The sequence below is a fragment of the Enterobacter roggenkampii genome (assembly GCF_001729805.1).
Taxonomy (GTDB): domain Bacteria; phylum Pseudomonadota; class Gammaproteobacteria; order Enterobacterales; family Enterobacteriaceae; genus Enterobacter; species Enterobacter roggenkampii.
On record NZ_CP017184.1, the window covers coordinates 1,980,429 to 1,998,414 of the forward strand.

The 17,986-nt window shown below is 57.3% G+C and carries 16 protein-coding genes; 7 read left to right on the forward strand and 9 right to left on the reverse strand.

What is annotated here, in order from left to right; translation table 11 throughout:
- Positions 1-218 precede the first annotated feature (218 nt).
- Both pntA and pntB read left to right on the forward strand, forming a co-directional pair.
- Positions 219-1,748 carry a Re/Si-specific NAD(P)(+) transhydrogenase subunit alpha gene (gene pntA / locus BFV67_RS09300; protein WP_021241157.1) on the forward strand — a complete coding sequence of 510 codons (1,530 nt, stop codon included), beginning with the start codon at positions 219-221 and terminating at the stop codon, positions 1,746-1,748.
- Between the two features lie 10 nt (positions 1,749-1,758).
- On the forward strand, positions 1,759-3,147 hold the full coding sequence (gene pntB, locus BFV67_RS09305; protein ID WP_021241158.1) for a Re/Si-specific NAD(P)(+) transhydrogenase subunit beta: 1,389 nt from the start codon (positions 1,759-1,761) through the stop codon (positions 3,145-3,147).
- A 122-nt stretch (positions 3,148-3,269) separates the two neighbouring features.
- Here the strand turns inward: pntB and uspE are convergent, their stop codons facing one another.
- The 7 genes from uspE to BFV67_RS09340 form a co-directional block, all read right to left on the reverse strand.
- The gene (uspE, locus tag BFV67_RS09310) at positions 3,270-4,220 is read right to left on the reverse strand and encodes a universal stress protein UspE (protein ID WP_008500542.1); all 951 of its coding nucleotides are present in this window, start codon (positions 4,218-4,220) and stop codon (positions 3,270-3,272) included.
- Positions 4,221-4,329: 109 nt separating this feature from the next.
- Positions 4,330-4,512, reverse strand: a complete 183-nt coding sequence (locus tag BFV67_RS09315; protein ID WP_014883604.1) for a hypothetical protein — start codon at positions 4,510-4,512, stop codon at positions 4,330-4,332.
- A gap of 147 nt (positions 4,513-4,659) precedes the next feature.
- A complete protein-coding gene (gene fnr, locus BFV67_RS09320; RefSeq protein ID WP_006174991.1) occupies positions 4,660-5,412 on the reverse strand; it encodes a fumarate/nitrate reduction transcriptional regulator Fnr in 753 nt (250 codons plus the stop codon).
- Between the two features lie 183 nt (positions 5,413-5,595).
- Positions 5,596-6,111 carry a methylated-DNA--[protein]-cysteine S-methyltransferase gene (gene ogt / locus BFV67_RS09325; protein WP_069598186.1) on the reverse strand — a complete coding sequence of 172 codons (516 nt, stop codon included), beginning with the start codon at positions 6,109-6,111 and terminating at the stop codon, positions 5,596-5,598.
- Between the two features lie 10 nt (positions 6,112-6,121).
- Positions 6,122-7,648 carry a p-aminobenzoyl-glutamate transporter gene (abgT, locus tag BFV67_RS09330; RefSeq protein WP_069598187.1) on the reverse strand — a complete coding sequence of 509 codons (1,527 nt, stop codon included), beginning with the start codon at positions 7,646-7,648 and terminating at the stop codon, positions 6,122-6,124.
- Positions 7,649-7,684: 36 nt separating this feature from the next.
- Complete coding sequence (locus BFV67_RS09335) at positions 7,685-9,130, reverse strand: M20 family metallopeptidase (protein ID WP_045372886.1); 1,446 nt, start codon at positions 9,128-9,130, stop codon at positions 7,685-7,687.
- The gene (locus BFV67_RS09340) at positions 9,130-10,440 is read right to left on the reverse strand and encodes a M20 family metallo-hydrolase (protein WP_059358892.1); all 1,311 of its coding nucleotides are present in this window, start codon (positions 10,438-10,440) and stop codon (positions 9,130-9,132) included. Before BFV67_RS09340 ends, BFV67_RS09335 begins: the two co-directional genes overlap by 1 nt.
- A 175-nt stretch (positions 10,441-10,615) precedes the next feature.
- Between BFV67_RS09340 and BFV67_RS09345 the strand changes: the two genes are divergently transcribed.
- Both BFV67_RS09345 and smrA read left to right on the forward strand, forming a co-directional pair.
- Positions 10,616-11,527: a LysR family transcriptional regulator gene (locus tag BFV67_RS09345; RefSeq protein ID WP_069598188.1), complete on the forward strand. Its 912-nt coding sequence runs from the start codon at positions 10,616-10,618 to the stop codon at positions 11,525-11,527.
- 356 nt (positions 11,528-11,883) lie between these two features.
- Entirely contained in the window at positions 11,884-12,447 is a 564-nt protein-coding gene (gene smrA, locus BFV67_RS09350; protein ID WP_021241163.1) for a DNA endonuclease SmrA, read from the forward strand.
- A gap of 27 nt (positions 12,448-12,474) precedes the next feature.
- Here the strand turns inward: smrA and tcp are convergent, their stop codons facing one another.
- Positions 12,475-14,136 carry a methyl-accepting chemotaxis citrate transducer gene (tcp, locus tag BFV67_RS09355; RefSeq protein WP_008500534.1) on the reverse strand — a complete coding sequence of 554 codons (1,662 nt, stop codon included), beginning with the start codon at positions 14,134-14,136 and terminating at the stop codon, positions 12,475-12,477.
- Positions 14,137-14,279: 143 nt separating this feature from the next.
- On the opposite strand from tcp, the gene BFV67_RS09360 reads away from it, so the two are divergent.
- The 3 genes from BFV67_RS09360 to umuC all read left to right on the forward strand — a co-directional run bounded on the left by BFV67_RS09360 (position 14,280) and on the right by umuC (position 16,986).
- Positions 14,280-15,146, forward strand: coding sequence for an aldo/keto reductase family oxidoreductase (locus BFV67_RS09360; protein ID WP_046091847.1), 867 nt, complete (start codon positions 14,280-14,282; stop codon positions 15,144-15,146).
- 159 nt (positions 15,147-15,305) lie between these two features.
- The gene (umuD, locus tag BFV67_RS09365; protein WP_008500532.1) at positions 15,306-15,740 is read left to right on the forward strand and encodes a translesion error-prone DNA polymerase V autoproteolytic subunit; all 435 of its coding nucleotides are present in this window, start codon (positions 15,306-15,308) and stop codon (positions 15,738-15,740) included.
- On the forward strand, positions 15,724-16,986 hold the full coding sequence (gene umuC, locus BFV67_RS09370) for a translesion error-prone DNA polymerase V subunit UmuC (protein WP_008500531.1): 1,263 nt from the start codon (positions 15,724-15,726) through the stop codon (positions 16,984-16,986). The genes umuD and umuC overlap by 17 nt, the downstream gene beginning before the upstream one ends.
- A gap of 7 nt (positions 16,987-16,993) precedes the next feature.
- Here the strand turns inward: umuC and BFV67_RS09375 are convergent, their stop codons facing one another.
- Complete coding sequence (locus tag BFV67_RS09375) at positions 16,994-17,890, reverse strand: LysR family transcriptional regulator (protein ID WP_069598189.1); 897 nt, start codon at positions 17,888-17,890, stop codon at positions 16,994-16,996.
- Positions 17,891-17,986: the final 96 nt, after the last annotated feature.

The following is a 17,986-nucleotide window of genomic DNA, read 5'->3' on the forward strand; positions in this document are numbered from 1 at the left end:
TCAGTGACGCCGATCGCTTATTTTTCACAGATAAAGTAAGAAATAGTGTTTTCTGGCGGTAGATCACGGCCGCTATTTTCAGTAGGTTATAGACAGTTTGTTACTGTTTTATTTTCCGGGGTGAATTGTGTCTCATTGCTTGCGTGATGGCGAAAAATGATACAAACCGCGGGCACTTATCGTTAAACCATCATCAAAAACCGATGGAAGGGAAAACTATGCGTATTGGGGTACCAAAAGAACGGTTAGCCAATGAAACCCGCGTAGCGGCAACACCGAAAACGGTGGAGCAACTGCTTAAGCTGGGTTTTACCGTCGCAGTTGAAAGCGGCGCGGGCAAACTGGCGAGTTTCGATGACGAGGCCTTTATTCAGGCTGGCGCGGAAGTGGTGGACAGTGCCGACGTGTGGCAGTCGCCGGTTATTCTGAAGGTCAACGCACCGGAAGAGAGTGAGATTGCGCTGCTGAATCCGGGCACCACGCTGGTGAGCTTTATCTGGCCTGCGCAAAATCCTGAGCTGATGGAAAAACTGGCCGCGCGCGGCGTCACCGTGATGGCGATGGACTCCGTGCCGCGTATTTCGCGCGCCCAGTCGCTGGACGCCTTAAGTTCGATGGCAAACATTGCGGGCTACCGCGCCATCGTTGAAGCGGCCCACGAATTTGGTCGCTTCTTTACCGGTCAGATCACCGCGGCGGGTAAAGTCCCTCCGGCGAAGGTGATGGTGATTGGCGCGGGCGTGGCGGGACTTGCTGCCATCGGTGCGGCAAACAGCCTGGGCGCTATCGTTCGCGCGTTTGATACCCGTCCTGAAGTGAAGGAACAGGTCCAGAGTATGGGGGCCGAATTCCTTGAGCTGGACTTCAAGGAAGAAGCGGGCAGCGGTGATGGTTATGCGAAGGTGATGTCCGAAGCCTTTATCAAAGCCGAAATGGAACTCTTCGCCGCGCAGGCGAAAGATGTCGACATCATTGTGACCACCGCGCTTATCCCGGGTAAACCGGCGCCGAAGCTGATTACCCGTGAGATGGTGGACTCCATGAAGCCGGGCAGCGTGATTGTCGACCTGGCCGCGCAAAACGGCGGCAACTGCGAATATACCGTAGCGAATCAGGTGACCACGACCGCAAACGGCGTGAAGGTGATCGGCTATACCGATCTGCCGGGTCGCCTGCCGACGCAATCGTCTCAGCTGTACGGCACCAACCTCGTCAACCTGCTGAAGCTGCTTTGCAAAGAGAAAGACGGCAACATCACCGTCGATTTTGACGACGTGGTGGTGCGCGGTGTGACCGTGGTGCGTGAAGGTGAAATTACCTGGCCTGCGCCACCGATTCAGGTTTCGGCCCAGCCTCAGGCAGCGCCTAAAGCGGCGCCTGAACCAAAAGAACCTGCCAAACCGGCTTCCCCGTGGCGCAAATACGCGATCATGGCGCTGGTGATTATTCTGTTCGGCTGGCTGGCTGACGTCGCGCCGAAAGAGTTCCTCGGCCACTTTACCGTCTTCGCGCTCTCCTGCGTCGTGGGCTACTACGTGGTGTGGAACGTCTCCCATGCGCTGCATACGCCGCTGATGTCGGTAACCAACGCCATCTCCGGGATCATCGTGGTGGGGGCGTTACTGCAGATTGGCCACGGCGGCTGGATCAGCTTCCTGAGCTTTATCGCGGTGCTGATCGCCAGTATCAATATTTTCGGTGGTTTCACCGTGACTCAGCGCATGCTGAAAATGTTTCGTAAAGGCTAAGGGGTAGCATATGTCTGGAGGATTAGTGACAGCCGCATACATTGTTGCTGCAATCCTGTTTATTTTCAGTCTGGCGGGGCTTTCCAAACACGAAACGTCTCAGCAGGGGAATAACTTTGGTATCGCCGGGATGGCGATTGCGCTGATTGCCACCATCTTCGGGCCGGACACCGGCAACGTGGCGTGGATCCTGGTGGCGATGATCATCGGCGGTGCGATTGGTATTCGCCTGGCGAAACGCGTTGAAATGACCGAGATGCCGGAGCTGGTGGCGATTCTGCACAGCTTTGTGGGTCTGGCCGCGGTGCTGGTGGGCTTCAACAGCTACCTGTACCACACGCCTGGTCTGGAACCGATTCTGGTGAATATTCACCTGACGGAAGTGTTCCTCGGTATCTTCATCGGTGCGGTCACCTTCACCGGTTCCATTGTCGCGTTCGGCAAGCTGCGCGGGAAGATTTCCTCTAAGCCGCTGATGCTGCCAAACCGCCATAAGCTGAACCTGGCGGCGCTGGTGGTGTCGTTTGTGCTGCTGGTGGTCTTCGTGCGTACCGAAAGCGTCGGTCTGCAGGTGCTGGCGTTGCTGGTGATGACCATCATCGCGCTGGCCTTCGGCTGGCATCTGGTGGCGTCCATCGGTGGTGCGGATATGCCAGTGGTGGTCTCCATGCTGAACTCCTACTCCGGTTGGGCGGCGGCGGCGGCGGGCTTTATGCTGAGCAACGACCTGCTGATCGTTACCGGTGCGCTGGTGGGTTCTTCGGGTGCGATCCTGTCTTACATCATGTGTAAGGCGATGAACCGCTCGTTCATCAGCGTCATCGCCGGTGGCTTTGGTTCTGACGGCTCGTCTACCGGTTCCGATGAGGAAGTGGGTGAGCACCGTGAGATCAGTGCGGAAGATACCGCCGAGATGCTCAAAAACTCTCACTCGGTCATTATCACCCCGGGCTACGGCATGGCGGTGGCGCAGGCGCAGTATCCGGTGGCGGAAATCACCGAGAAGCTGCGAGCGCGCGGCATCAAGGTGCGCTTTGGTATTCACCCGGTGGCGGGGCGTCTGCCAGGCCACATGAACGTCCTGCTGGCGGAAGCGAAAGTGCCTTACGACATCGTGCTGGAGATGGACGAGATCAACGATGATTTCGCCGACACCGACACCGTGCTGGTCATTGGGGCTAACGACACCGTTAACCCGGCGGCGCAGGACGATCCGCGTAGCCCAATCGCCGGGATGCCGGTTCTGGAAGTGTGGAAGGCGCAGAACGTGATCGTGTTTAAGCGCTCAATGAATACCGGCTATGCCGGGGTGCAGAACCCGCTGTTCTTCAAAGAGAACACCCACATGCTGTTTGGCGATGCCAAAGCCAGCGTGGATGCGATTCTGAAAGCGCTCTGACAGGGTAAAGCCCGGTGGCGCAAGCTTACCGGGCCTACCAAACCCGTAGGCCGGGTAAGGCGTAGCCGCCACCCGGCAAAAAAAACCGCCGGTTCGCCGACGGTTTTTTTTCATCTTGCGGGTCAATCGTCTTCCGGATCGTCAAGCTCAACCGGCGTCTGGTACTCATCCGGCTTGATAACCAGCAGGTCGCAGCGCAGATGGTCGATCACCTGCTCGGCGGTGTTGCCGAGGAAGGCGGCAGAAATACCGGTACGGCCAATGGTACCCAGCACGACAATCCCCGCCTGCAGGTGTTCAGCCAGGTCCGGGATCACCTCTTCAGGCAGCCCTTTTTCCACGTGGGTCATCTTCTCATCGATGCTGAATTTCTGGCGCAGCGCTTTCATGGCCAGCAGGTGCTGACCGCGGATGGCGTCGTTATACACGCTCGGGTCAAATTCCGGCAGCTCAATGGCGATGTTAATCGGGGTAACCGGATAGGCACCTACCAGATGCACTTCGGTGTGGTTGACCTGGTCGGCAAGCTGGAGGGTCTCCTTCACCAGCTTCTCGTTCAGCGAGTTATGGTAATCCTCTTCGCTGGCGAGGTTTACCGCCACAACGGCTTTCCCGCCTTCAGGCCACGGCTGGTCTTTCACCATCCAGACCGGGCAAGGGCATTTACGCAGCAGGTGCCAGTCGGTCGGGGTGAAGATCACGGATTCCAGCTTGTCGTGCTGGTGCGCCATCTTCAGCAGCAGATCGTGCCCACCGGCAACGACTTCCTGAATGATGGCTTCGAAAGGTCGGTTGTGCCAGACCACTTTAATATCAATGGGCACGCCCGCTTCCAGGTAATACTTCGCCTGTTCGCGAATCCACGCGGTACGCTGGCTGATGACGCCCTGACGCATAGCGGTGCGCTCGTCAGGCGACAGAAGGGTGGTCATCTCATACGAGAAGTCATAGATCGGCAAAAACGCTTTGATTTTGCCACCAATCCGTTGATGCAAATACACAGCACGTCGTAATGCCGGCTGATCGTCCTGATTCGGATCGATTGCTACCAGCATGTTTTGATACTTGGCCATACAGGTCTCCTTACTACTGTCACCACAGTCTGTAATTAAAAGAGTAACCTATATATCCTGAATGAAACAGAGGAGAGCTTTTGCCAGATCAATAATTCATGAAAATTTATCAGAGGAAAAGCACCGTGGTCGTTACCGCGATAAACGCAATAAACAGCAGCACCATCACCGCTATCGCAAAGGTCGTGGAGTCCTGAACGTAGGTTTTTTCCTCCCCCTTCATTGGGCCGACAAGCATGATCCAGATGAAGATAAAGGTCACTGAGGCAATCACGACTGAAACGAAAAACAAACTTTCTCTCAATTCATAACCTCAACGAGACCCTTTTGGGTGCTGTGTGGGGACGTGCTACGGTGAAAAGGGCAGATATAAGACGGGGTAACAGGCCAGACCCATAAATCAGGAAAATTTATCGGTCTGGCAGTATACGTATGGCGTTTACGCCACGTTGCGGGCGTGCCCGGCAAGAACGGCCAGCGCTTCACCGTTTTCGATAGTGATGTATTTACCCTTAACGGCCAGCATCCCGCTTTTCTGGAAACGACCCAGCAGACGGCTGATGGTTTCCACGGTCAGACCCAGGTAGTTACCGATATCGCCACGCGTCATGGTCAGACGGAATTCACGCGGCGAGAAGCCACGCTCGGCGAAGCGGCGGGAGAGGTTGTAGATAAACGCGGCCAGACGCTCTTCTGCGTTCTTTTTAGAAAGCAGCAGAATCATGTCCTGATCGCCTTTGATCTCACCGCTCATCAGACGCATCATCTGCTGACGCAGGTTAGGCATCTTGCCGGACAGATCGTCCAGGGTTTCAAACGGAATTTCGCAAACCATCGAGGTTTCGAGTGCCTGAGCAAAGCTCGGGTGGTGGCCCGTACCGATGGCATCAAAGCCTACCAGGTCACCCGCCAGATGGAAGCCGGTGATCTGCTCATCGCCCTGTTCGGTAATGGTGTAGCTCTTGATGGTGCCAGAACGGATAGCATAGAGCGATTTCAGTTCGTCTCCCGCTTTAAACAGCGTCTGCCCTTTCTGAATAGGCTTTTTACGCTCGATAATATTATCAAGCTGATCGAGTTCATGCTCATTCAGGGTAAACGGGATACAGAGCTGGCTGATGCTGCAATCCTGGCAATGGATAGCACAACCGCCAGACTGAATGCGTCGTATAATTCGCTTTTCCGGGATCATAGGTTTGCTCAAGCCTTAATTGATATTGGTCAATTTTAACATCTTTTTGGTAAGTACGTAAGCCTGACAAACCCTCAATAAGGACAAGAGACGGCAATGTGTCGCCATCTTCTTGAAATTCCACAGCTTGATTATGGATTTTTAGCCTAACCGGAAGAAAATTAAGCACAAAAAGCCTGGGAACTAGAGTAAGAGATACCCTTCGTGACGCAGCAACCACTCTTTTCGCTGCACGCCACCGGCATAGCCGGTCAGGGTGCCGTTGCGGCCAATAACGCGATGGCAGGGCACCACGATGCTGACCGGATTAGAGCCGTTCGCGGCGCCTACGGCACGTGCGGCCCCAGCGCGACCTAACTGCGCCGCGAGCTGGCCGTAATGCATCACCTGTCCGCAGGGAATGGCCCGCAGCGCCTGCCACACTTCGCGCTGAAAAGGGGTGCCTGCCGTGGCGGTGGGCAGCGTGTCGATGATGTTGAGATCGCCTTCGAAGTACGCCGCAAGCTTGTCGCTCAGTCCACCCGGATTGGTGGTGCGGATACGTTCATACCCCTGTGAGCGGTAGTGAATCGCAAGCAGTTCTTCCATGCGGTCGCTGTGCTCTTCCCACTCAACGGCGCGCAGGCAAAACTGCTCGTCCGCGATCACCCACAGCGGGCCAAGCGGCGTCGCAATCTTGTCTTCGAGTAATCTCAGCATCCTCATTCCCTTAGTTCAGCCTCGGGTAGATCCCCGGCCCAATCGGCAGGCCGACAAGATACCACGCCACCAGCATCACCAGCCATACCCCTAAAAAGATAAGCGGGTAGGGTAAAACCAGCGAATAGTAGGTACCCAGTTTGGCCTCGGGTTTATAGCGCTGCAGGAAGCCTAAAAACAGCGGAACAAACGGCGAAACCGGCGCCAGCGGGATAACCGAAGAGTCCGCGATGCGGAACAGGATCTGCGCGAAAGCCGGGTGGAACCCCAGCATCATAAACATCGGCACGAAGATCGGGGCCAGAATCGACCAGATGGCGGAGCCGCTGGCGATAAACATGCACAGCAGGGATGACAGCAGCGCCAGACCGACAAACGCCGGCACGCCGCTTAGCCCGGCAGCCTCCAGCGCGTCGGTGAGGCCCACGGCCATAAACTTGCCCATGTTGCTCCAGTTAAACATCGCCACAAACTGGGCCAGCGGGAACACCATCACGATAAAGCCCGCCATCTCCTTCATCGGCTCGATCATCAGCTGCGGCAGGTCACTCTGGCGGCGGATTTTGCCGGTGGCGATACCGTAGGCGAGCGAAACAATGAAGAAGAAGAGGATAATCAGCGGCACGATGCCCTGAATAAACGGCGAGGGCAGGACCGTATGTTTAACCGGATCGCGCAATATGCCGTTTTCCGGTACCACCATCAGCGCCACCGCGGCAATAAACGCCAGCGAGACAATCCCCGCCACGCGCAGGCCGAAGCGCTGCTCTTTGCTCAGGGTTTCCAGCTTTTCATCACTGCGGCCTTCCCATTTACCCAGCCGCGGCTCGACGATCTTATCGGTAATCAGCCCGCCGACAATCGTCAGGACAATGACCGAGCTTGCCATAAAGTACCAGTTGTCGATCACGCTGACGTGCATGGCCGCATCAATGGTTTTCGCCGCCTCCGTACTGATGCCCGAGAGCAGCACGTCGGTGGTCACGATCAGCAGGTTAGCGGTAAAACCGCAGCCCACCCCCGCAATCGCGGACAGCAGGCCCGCCACGGGATGGCGCCCGACGGCGAGGAAGATCAGCGCCCCCATCGGCGGCATGATCACCAGCGCGGCGTCGGAGGAGATATGGCTGAAGAAGGCGATAAACAGCACCATGTAGCTCGCGTAGCGCGCGCTGACGTGAGAAGCCATCTTCACCATCAATGCGGGCAACAGGCCCACGCGTTCGGCCAGCCCGGCGCCCAGCACCAGCGCCAGAATGGCGCCGAGCGGGGCGAAGCCGCTGAAGTTTTTAATCACGTTGGGTAAAAACCAGTGCAGCCCTTCAATGCTCAGCAGATTTTTCACCGCCACCAGGCTGCCGTCGGCCGGGCTGCGCACGCTGACGTCAAAGGCGGAGAGCACGGCGGTGGCGACCATCAAAATCACAATCAGATAGATAAAAAGCAGGAAAGGGTGCGGCACTTTATTGCCGATCCTTTCAACCCAGCCATAGAGCTTACCGGATGGGGAATGCGAAGGTATGGATGACATACTCATGGGCGTTCCTCGGGAGTGTTGTTGTGTTGTGTTTTTTTATTTTAAAGGTGACGGTGTCACGCCCGGTGGGATCGGACACGCGTACGGTTTTTCTTCTAGTTGTTGTTCGAACTCTTCACGGCATTTTTTCAGCAGCGCCGCGTCCTGCAGCAGATTCAGCGCGGTCGCGCCCATCACTTTCCCGGCCAGCAGCATGCCCTTGTGGGCAATAGAGGTTCGCCCCTGAGATACCAGTTGCCAGGTATGCAGCGGCGTGCCGACGGTAAAGCAGGGGCTGAAGCACTGGGCGACCGGCATTTTCCAGCTGACGTCACCCACGTCGGTTGAGCCTGCCAGCACGTTGTCGGTGACGGCATAAGGCGCGACTTCATCCACCAGCAGCGTCGCCTGATGACGACGGGCAAAGGCTTTACCCGCTTCACCACCCGTGGCGGCAATATTTTTCAGGCTATTTTGCAGATCGTTGGGCGTCAGCGTGGCGCGGATCTCGCGGGCAAACTCTCGCTCTTCGTCGGTCCACTCCGGCGTGCCGTAGTGCTGCAGGGCGCGATACATCGCCGCCTCAAGCGTGCGGTTCGGCAGGTAGCTGGAGCAGGCTTTATCAAAGCGACACTCGACGGTGGTCTCGGTCATCATCGCCGCGCCCTGGGCGATTTTCTCGATGCGTTCGTAGATTTGCTGCGCATCCGCCATCTCCGGGGCGCGGATCAGGTACAGCACCTCGGCCTGCGCCTGCACCACGTTGGGCGAAATCCCGCCGGTGTCGGTAATGGCGTAATGGACGCGCGCTTTCTCGATGATGTGTTCGTTAAGGAAGTTGGTGCCGGTGGTCATCAGCGTCACGGCGTCCAGGGCGCTGCGTCCCAGGTGAGGAGAGTTGGCCGCGTGCGCCGCCACGCCGTGAAAACGCCAGGCGGCCTGAATATTCGCCAGCGTGCTGACGTTAAACATCCCGGCAAAGGCTTCCGGGTGCCAGGTGACGGCGGCATCGACATCATCAAACAGCCCTTCGCGCACCATAAAGGTTTTCCCGGAGCCGCCTTCTTCACCGGGACAGCCGTAAAAACGCACCGTTCCGCTGCCGCCGTGCTGCTCCAGCCAGCTTTTCACCGCCACCGCGCCCGCAAGCGCCGCGGTGCCTAAGAGGTTATGTCCGCAGCCATGGCCGTTAGCCCCCGGCGTGGCGGTTTGCGCGGTCGCGCAGTGTGCCTGCTGGCTTAACCCGGCCAGCGCGTCGTACTCGCCCAGCAGGGCGATAACCGGTTTCCCGCTGCCGAAGCTGGCGATAAAGGCATTGGGAATACCGCCTGCCTCGCGGGTCAGCGTGAAGCCTTCTGCTTCCAGCTCGCTGGCCAGCCGTTCGGCGGACCAGAACTCTTCAAAGCGGGTTTCGGGACGATCCCAGATCGCGTCGGCAATATCGGTTAACGTCCGACATCGCGTGTCGATCGCATCGGCAATAAAAGCGTAGTTCTCCTGCATCACACACCTCGCGTCCACGGGAAATTGAGCGCTGTTCGCGCCAGCGTTTCGATGGCGATAGTCATGACCTGCTCATCGAAGTCGAATTTTTCGTTGTGATGTCCGGCGCTCAAATCCGTGCCAAACACCATATAGGACGCCATGCCGCCGTTCTGCTGCACGCGGGCCATCATCAGCGTGGCGTCTTCGGAACCCGCTGGCGCTTTCACCTTATCGATGGCATGAACAACCCCGGAAACCTGGCTCGCCTGTTCGCGCAGATAATCCACCCACGCCGGTGTCGGCGCGCTGGAGGTGGCAGCCCCCATCAGGCGCATCTCCGCGCTCACGCCATAGAGCGCCGCCGCGCCGGTAATGACGGCCTGCGCGCGTTCAAAGACATACTGATTAATCGCTTCGCTTTCGCCGCGGGTTTCAACTTTGATCAGGGCATTCGCGGGCACCACGTTGCGCCCGCTGCCCGCCTGCATCACGCCGACGTTCACCCGGGATGCGCCGTCGCTGTGCGGGGCGATGCTGTGCAGGGCGAGGGCGGCCTGCGCGGCGGCGAGCAGGGCGTTACGCCCGTCCTCCGGCTTACCGCCCGCGTGTGCGGCCACGCCGGTGAAGCTCACGTCGAACTTGGTGGTGGCCATAAAGTTATCGCTGCCGCAGATCACCGTACCGGCAGGGACGCCGGTACCAATATGAATGGCCGTGAAATAGTCCACGTCATCCAGCGCCCCGGCGGCAACCATGGCGCGCGCGCCGCGCGTGCCTTCTTCAGCAGGCTGGAAGATCAGCTTAATGGTGCCGTTGAGCCGGGCTGCATTCTGCTTAAGCACCTGTGCCAGTCCCAGACCAATGGTGGTGTGGCCGTCGTGCGCGCAGGCGTGCATCATGCCCGGATTGCAGGAGGCAAACCCGTCGCGGAACGGGCGATGGCTGTCGTCGAGCGCTTCGCTTAAATCAAGGGCGTCCATGTCCACGCGAAACGCCAGGGTTGGGCCAGGGCGGCCAGTATTCAGGGTGGCGACAATGCCGGTAAAGCCGCCTTCAAACGGCGCCAGCCATTTCTCAGGCGCGCCTTGCGCCCGCGCGCGGGCAAACTCTCGCGCCAGGGTTGCCTCGTCGGGCAGCCCCATCCGGCTTTCGGCATCGACCACGTCACGCCCCATCGCCAGTTCGTAACCCAGCGAGTTCAGGGTCTCCGCAACTTTCGCGGCGGTACGAAACTCTACCCAGCCGGATTCCGCAAAATGGTGAAAATCGCGACGCCACGCGCTCAGCTGCGGGGTTAACGTCTGGATGTACTGCGCCAGTGTGTCCATATCTGTTCCTGTCATCATGAAAATATGTGAACTGCTTCACGCTGTGATAGTTTTTACTTATCACTAACCGATTTTTCACAGTTTTAACCGTTCAGGAATTACCCTCGCACATCCCTTTCCAGTAAAGTAGATGACAGTTTCTTTACTCTGATAAACAACGGTTATCGGTCGGGCTATGTCATTTCAGGTTAAATTCCATCATCTCCGGGCGTTTGTTGAAGTCGCACGTCAGGGCAGCATTCGCGGTGCCAGCAGGACGCTGAATCTTTCGCAGCCGGCGCTGACCAAATCCATCAAAGAGCTGGAGGAGGGCATGGCGGCGCAGCTTTTCGTGCGCAGGAGTAAGGGCGTGGCGTTGACCGAATGCGGTGAGGGCTTTTACCAGCGCGCCCGGTTAATTCTGGAAGAGCTGCGCGCGGCGCAGGATGACATTCGTCAGCGGCAGGGGGAACAGGCCGGGCAGATCAACATCGGGATGGGGGCCAGCGTTTCGCGCAGCCTGATGCCCGCGGTTATTACCCGCTTTCATGCCCAACATCCGCAGGTCAAAGTGCGGATAATGGAAGGGCAGCTGGTGTCGATGATCAACGAATTACGGCAGGGAGAGCTGGATTTCACCATCAATACTTATTATCAGGGACCTTACGATCAGGAATTTACGCTTGAAAAACTCTTTGAGAAGCCATTTGCGGTATTTTGTCGCGAAGGGCATCCGGCAACGGGGGCAACGTCGATTAACGAACTTCTGCATTATAACTGGACAATGCCGACGCCGCGGGGAAGTTATTATAAGCAGTTAGAAGAGGTATTTAGCCATCGCTCGCAAATACCGCGAATTGGTGTGGTCTGCGAAACCTTTTCTTCCTGCATAAGCCTGGTTGCGCAAAGTGATTTTCTAAGCATATTGCCGCAGGAGTTAGGCTGTGACCCGCTTCTGGCGCACCGTCTGGTCATGCTGCCGGTTGTCGAATCGCTTCCAAAAGCAGCATATTATTTAATTCAGCGCCGTGATTCACGTCAGACGCCCCTGGCTGAATCATTAATTACGCAGTTCAGACGGGAAGCGAGAAAAATAATCGTGGCGTGAAAGTGAGATAATAAAAAAACAGGATCTGCCCGACATCAGACAGATCCTCCAGTACACACAGCAGTGCGTCCTTTCGCCAATCCTGAATATTATATCCATGAAGCAGGTATATTTAGGTATAACACCTTTTCCGCAAAAAGAAAGGATGTCGAGTGTTTGATTTTACGAAAATTTAACACAAATCACTTATTTCATCTTTGCTGAAATTTTAGTTAAGTTGTATTTAAATCCATTTTATAAATACTATATATATTCATCAGGTTAATATTTGTTGCGCACGACGGCCTGTAACGGTGATTGAGGCCTGTCTCGGGCACAGGTATAGTACCGTCCTCAGTTGTAGCCGGAGGATATCCATGAACCCTGACGACAAATCCTTTTTTCTTGACGCCATGGAAGATGTCCAGCCGCTGAAGCGTGGCCCGGATATTCACTGGCAGCCCAGCCGCAATACGCGGGCGCGCCAGGAGGTGGATAGTGAACAGCTGGATAACTTCCTGACGCTGGACTTTCTTGACCTTCTTCCCCTGGAAGAACCGCTGGCGTTCCAGCGCGAAGGGGTGCAGCAGGGCGTTATCGAGAAGCTGCGCTCGGGTAAATATGCCCGCCAGGCCAGCTTAAACCTCCTGCGTCAGCCCGCCGAACGCTGCCGTCAGATGCTCTATTCTTTTATTCGCCAGGCCGGACGTGACGGGTTACGCAATCTGATTATCATTCACGGAAAAGGGCGCGAGCAGAACTCGCATCCTAATGTGGTGCGCAGCTATCTGGCGCGCTGGTTAACGGAGTTCGAGGAAGTGCAGGCCTTCTGCGTGGCGCTGCCGCATCACGGCGGCAGCGGGGCATGCTACGTTTCACTGCGTAAATCCGATGAAGCAAAACAGGAGAACTGGGAGCGGCACGCCAAGCGCAGCCGCTAGCGGGCGATCTCCTCGCCCGCCGGTGATTCAGAAGGTTTCCCAGTTGCTGTCGGTGGCGGCGTTTGCGGTTGCCGGGCGCAACAGCTGAGGCGTTTTCACGCTGGCCGGACGTGGAGCTACCGCTTTTTCTTTGCCGTTCAGACGAAACGCGGCCACCGCCTGGCGCAGCTGTTCGGACTGATCTTCCAGCGCCGCTGCCGCCGTGGCGGACTCCTGCACCAGCGCGGCGTTTTGCTGCGTCACGCTGTCCATCTGCGAAACGGCCAGGCTCACCTGTTCAATGCCGCGGCTCTGCTCGTCAGAGGCAGAGGAAATCTCGCCCATGATATCGGTCACGCGGGTCACGGCGGCGACGATTTCCTTCATGGTGGTGCCTGCCTCGCTAACCTGCTCAGAACCGGTATTCACGCGGCTGACGGAGTTCTCGATAAGCCCTTTGATCTCTTTCGCCGCCTGCGCGCTGCGGCTCGCCAGGGTCCGGACCTCCCCTGCGACAACCGCAAAGCCACGCCCCTGTTCCCCGGCGCGTGCCGCTTCCACCGCGGCGTTAAGCGCCAGAATGTTCGTCTGGAACGCGATGCTGTCAATCACGCCGGTAATATGCGCAATTTGCTGCGAACTGTCGGCGATCTCGTTCATGGTGCGAACCACGTTATCCACGACGTGACCGCCGCGCGCGGCCGTTTCAGAGGCGTTTTTCGCCAGCAGCGTGGCCTGACGGGCGTTATCGGAGTTCTGTTTAACCGTCGCGGTCAGCTCTTCCATGCTGGCGGCGGTCTCTTCGAGCGAGGCGGCCTGCTGCTCGGTGCGGGCGGAAAGATCGTTGCTTCCTGCGGCAATTTCGCCTGCGCCGGTGTAGATGGAATCGGTACTTCCGCGTACGGCGCTGACGGTGGTCACCAGCGACTGCTGCATCTCATGCAGGCCCGCGGCCAGCTGACCCATCTCATTGCGGCCCGAGATAGCGATCTCCTGCGTCAGGTCGCCTCCTGCAATGGCGCGAATATGGTCCATAATGGAGTGGAGTGGTTTTAACAGCAGGTGCTGTAAACCCTGCCAGATGACCACCAGAACCGCGATAACGGCCAGCAGAATTGCCGCCAGCGTCCACTGCATCTGCGTGAAGCTGCTCTGATTCTCTTCGGTTGCGGCCTTCAGCAGGGTGTTGTTTTCGGCGCGCCAGCGGTTATAGACCGCTTCCATATCGTCCTGCGCCTGCTGCGCATCCAGATCGCCATAGGCCTGATAGTTGTCGGCGCGCAGATACTCAATCGATAAACGCATGACTTCGTGCATCTGGTTCCAGGATTTCTGCATCTCGTCGGTCAATGCCGCCTCCTGGCCCTTAACCTGCGGCAGTTTCTGCCACTCTTTGTTATAGGCTTCGGCTTTTGCCAGCGAGTCGCCTGCGGTGCCCAGCAGTTTATTGATCGCCGCCAGGGAAGCCGGGTCACGCTGGTTTTTCAGGTAGCGGATCGCCACGCGGGTGACGGTGACGCGCGTTTTCACCAGCGTGTTCACGCTGTCGCTCAGGCTTTCCTGCTGGGCATTGAGCACGCCGGAGTTCTGGAAGTTATGGCGATCGTTACTGACGGCAGAGTAGAACAACCCTCCCGTGACAACTTGCAGCAGGCAGAATATGGTGAGGGCAAAGATAATACCGGTAATCACGTGCAGATTTTTCAGCATAGCGGTCGTCCGTTAGAGAAGATGCAGGGTTACTTCATTACTATCGTCGTAGAGAATGTAAACTTTAATTAACTCGCGCTTAACTAAGGGGCCCTTTTGGGAACCTGTTGTAAATCCGGATCATTTTTATGAGGAAGGTCAACATGAGCAGCATTGATAAAAGCGGGACATACGCGCTCGGGACGCGGACGGTGAAACGGCTGGGCTACGGCGCGATGCAGCTGGCCGGGCCGGGCGTCTTTGGGCCACCGAAGGATAAGCAGGCCGCGCTGGACGTGTTACGCGAGGCCGTGGCGGCGGGAGTGAACCACATTGATACCAGTGATTTTTATGGTCCTCATATCACGAACCAGCTGATCCGCGAGGCGCTTCATCCTTACCGGGACGATCTGACGATCGTCACCAAGATTGGCGCCCGTCGCAACGACAAAGGCGCCTGGCTGCCGGCCTTTTCTGCGCAGGAGCTGACGCAGGCGGTGCATGACAACCTGCGTAATCTGCAGCTGGACGTGCTGGACGTGGTGAACCTGCGGATCATGTTTAGCGCGCACGGGCCAGCGGAAGGGTCGATTGCTGAACCGCTCTCCACCCTGGCAGAATTACAGCAGCAGGGGCTGGTGCGGCATATTGGTTTGAGCAACGTCACGGCCACCCAGGTCGCGGAAGCGCAGAAGATGGTGCCGGTGGTGTGCGTGCAGAACATGTACAACATTGTGAACCGGGGTGACGATGCGCTGGTGGATCTGCTCGCGCAGCAGGGGATTGCGTATGTGCCGTTCTTCCCTCTGGGCGGCTTTACGCCGCTGCAATCGTCCGGGCTGAAGGCTGTCGCGGATTCACTGGGCGTCACGGCAATGCAGGTTGCGCTGGCATGGTTGCTGCAGCGTTCTCCGAATATCCTGCTGATCCCGGGCACCTCTTCCGTGGCGCATCTGCGGCAAAACCTCGCGGCGGGGGAACTGCAGCTGCCGCCTGACGCGCTGGAAACATTGAATACGCTGATGGACTGATCGTCACAGGCGCAAAGCCCGACATGTGCTTCCGGGCTTTGCGCGTTTTAAATCTTCTGACACTTCAACGCGTTTGGGTTCGCTTCCGGAAATGACCTTGATCCCTGACCATAATCCGTAATACTGTATTTATATACAGTATATGGCGAGAAAGGCATCATGGACACTCTCTTTTCTTATCAACCAAAACAAATCATTGAACTACCTTTGTTTTTAGAACGTGTTGCCTGTGGGTTTCCCAGCCCGGCGCAGGATTATGTGGAGGATCGTCTCGATCTTAACCGGCTGGCAGTGAGGCACCCCAGTGCGACCTATTTTATCAAGGTGAGTGGAGACTCCATGATTGGCGCGGGGATTGGCGACGGCGATCTGCTGGTGGTTGACCGCTCGTTAAATGCCGAACATGGGGATATCGTCGTGGCGTCGGTCGCCGGTGAGTTTACGGTGAAAGAGCTACAGACGCGCCCGGTTCTGAGGCTGTTGCCACATAACGCCCGCTATCAGCCGATTACCTTTCAGTCCGAAGAGGAGCTGCAGATCTTCGGCGTCGTCACCCACACGCTTAAAACGCATAAACATGTTCGCGCTGGTTGATGTGAACAGCTTCTATGCCTCCTGCGAGAAGGTATTCCGCCCCGATCTGGAGGGGAAGCCCATCGTGGTGGTGTCCAACAACGACGGCTGCATAATTTCACTCTCGCGGGAGGCAAAGCAGTTCGGCATAAAAATGGGTGAGCCCTATTTTAAATTCAAAGAGAAGCTTTTTCCGGCGAGGGTTTACGTCTTCAGTTCGAACTATGCGCTGTATGCCGACCTCAGCAGTCGGGTGATGCAGACGCTGACGGATCTGGCTCCGGCCATAGAAATTTACTCGATTGACGAGGCGTTCGTGAACGTTTCAGGGATCGGTAACTGCATGTCGCTGGACGCGTTCGGACACCAGATGCGCACGCAGGTCTTTAAAAACACGGGTTTAACCGTTGGCGTCGGCATTGCCCCGACAAAAACGCTGGCGAAGCTGGCCAACTATGCGGCGAAACGCTGGGCCAGTACCGGCGGCGTGGTCGATCTGTCGGGCCGCGAGCGGCAGCGTAAACTGCTGGCAAAGGTTCCGGTAGAGGAGGTATGGGGCGTAGGGCGGCGCATCACGAAAAAACTGAACGCGATGGGGATTACCACGGCGCTGGAACTGGCGGAGGCCTCCTCGTGGGTCATTCGCAAACATTTTAACGTGGTGCTGGAGCGTACGGCGCGCGAGCTTCGCGGTGAGCCCTGTCTTGACCTGGAAGAGTACACCCCCACGAAGCAGCAAATCATCTGTAGCCGTTCGTTTGGTCATCGCATTACGCAATATGAAGAGATGCACCAGGCGATTTGCGCCTACGCGGAACGCGCCGCAGAGAAACTGCGCGGCGAGCATCAATACTGTCGTTTTATCAGCGTGTTTGTGCGCACCAGCCCGCATGCGGACAACGAAATTTATTACGGTAATCAGGCTTCGGTCACCCTGATGACGCCCACCAATGACTCGCGGGATATCATCCGTGCCGCCACGGAGGCGCTGGGGCGGATATGGCTCGACGGGTATCGCTATATGAAGGCTGGGGTCATGCTGGCGGACTTTTTCAGCAGCGGCGTCGCTCAGCTTAATCTGTTTGACGACAATCGCCTGCGCGCCAACAGCGCGGCGCTGATGGAGATGATCGACAGCGTCAATCACTCCGGCAAAGGGAAGATATGGTTCGCCGGGCAGGGGATTGAGAAACCGTGGGCCATGAAGCGAGAGATGTTGTCACCGGCCTATACGACGCGGTACGCGGATTTACCGGTGGCGAGGTAAAAGGCGGTTATTTTGTGGCGTTGTGGGTCGCGATCTCAGGCAGTAATTGCTCAATCACGCTGACGACCTTTCTGACGCGCTGCGGAATAAAGCGGGCATCAGGATAAACGGCATAGAGGAAGCGATCGGGTAACCGCCAGTCGGGCAGCACCGGTACCAGCGTGCCCGCCTGCAGAGCCCTGGCCACGAGCGGTCGCTGCATGCCGCCGATACCCATGCCGGATTCCAGCGCCTGCAGCAGCGCCTCACTGGTGTTGGCACGGAAAACGGTATTCACGTTGACCTCGACCGTCTCCGCGTCAGACATCAGGCGCAGGGGAGCATCCGGCGGAATGCCGCTGAACCGTACGTGTGGCAGCGTCGCCAGTTCGCTGACCGCGTGTACCGCCTGAAAACCGGGAGCGGCAAACAGTGCAGCTTCAATCCGTCCCAGCACGCGAGCCGCGTGCGCCTGCGGAGGCTCGCTGCTCAGCCGTATCGCGACATCCACGCCCTCCGCCACCAGATCGGCAAGGCGGTCATCCAGGGAAAGCATCAGCTGCAGCTCGGGATGCAGGCGCTGTAACGCCAGCAGATGCGGCAAAATGATCTGCCCCAGGCCGCTCGGCAACTGGACATGGACGCGTCCCTGAACGCTATGATCGACAGGATGTAAACGCCTCTCCGCTTCCCCCATGGCGTCCAGCACGAGCTGCATATCATGCCGGTAGCGCTCCCCTTGTTCGGTCAGCTTCATCGTACGCGTCGTACGGTGCAGCAGTACCACGCCAAGCTCTTCCTCAAGCGCCGCGATCTGTTGACTGACGGCGGACTGCTTAATACCGGTCTGACGGGCAGCCGCTGAAAACGAGCCCGCTTCAGCGACGCGCAGAAAGGTAGAAATGGCATTGAGCTTATTATTCATTTAATGATTTTGCTTATAAGTGCCATCGGTTTCATGGGATATCTCCAGAAAAAATAATATATCACACTGCGTCTGTCACCCTTTCCGGAGAAATAC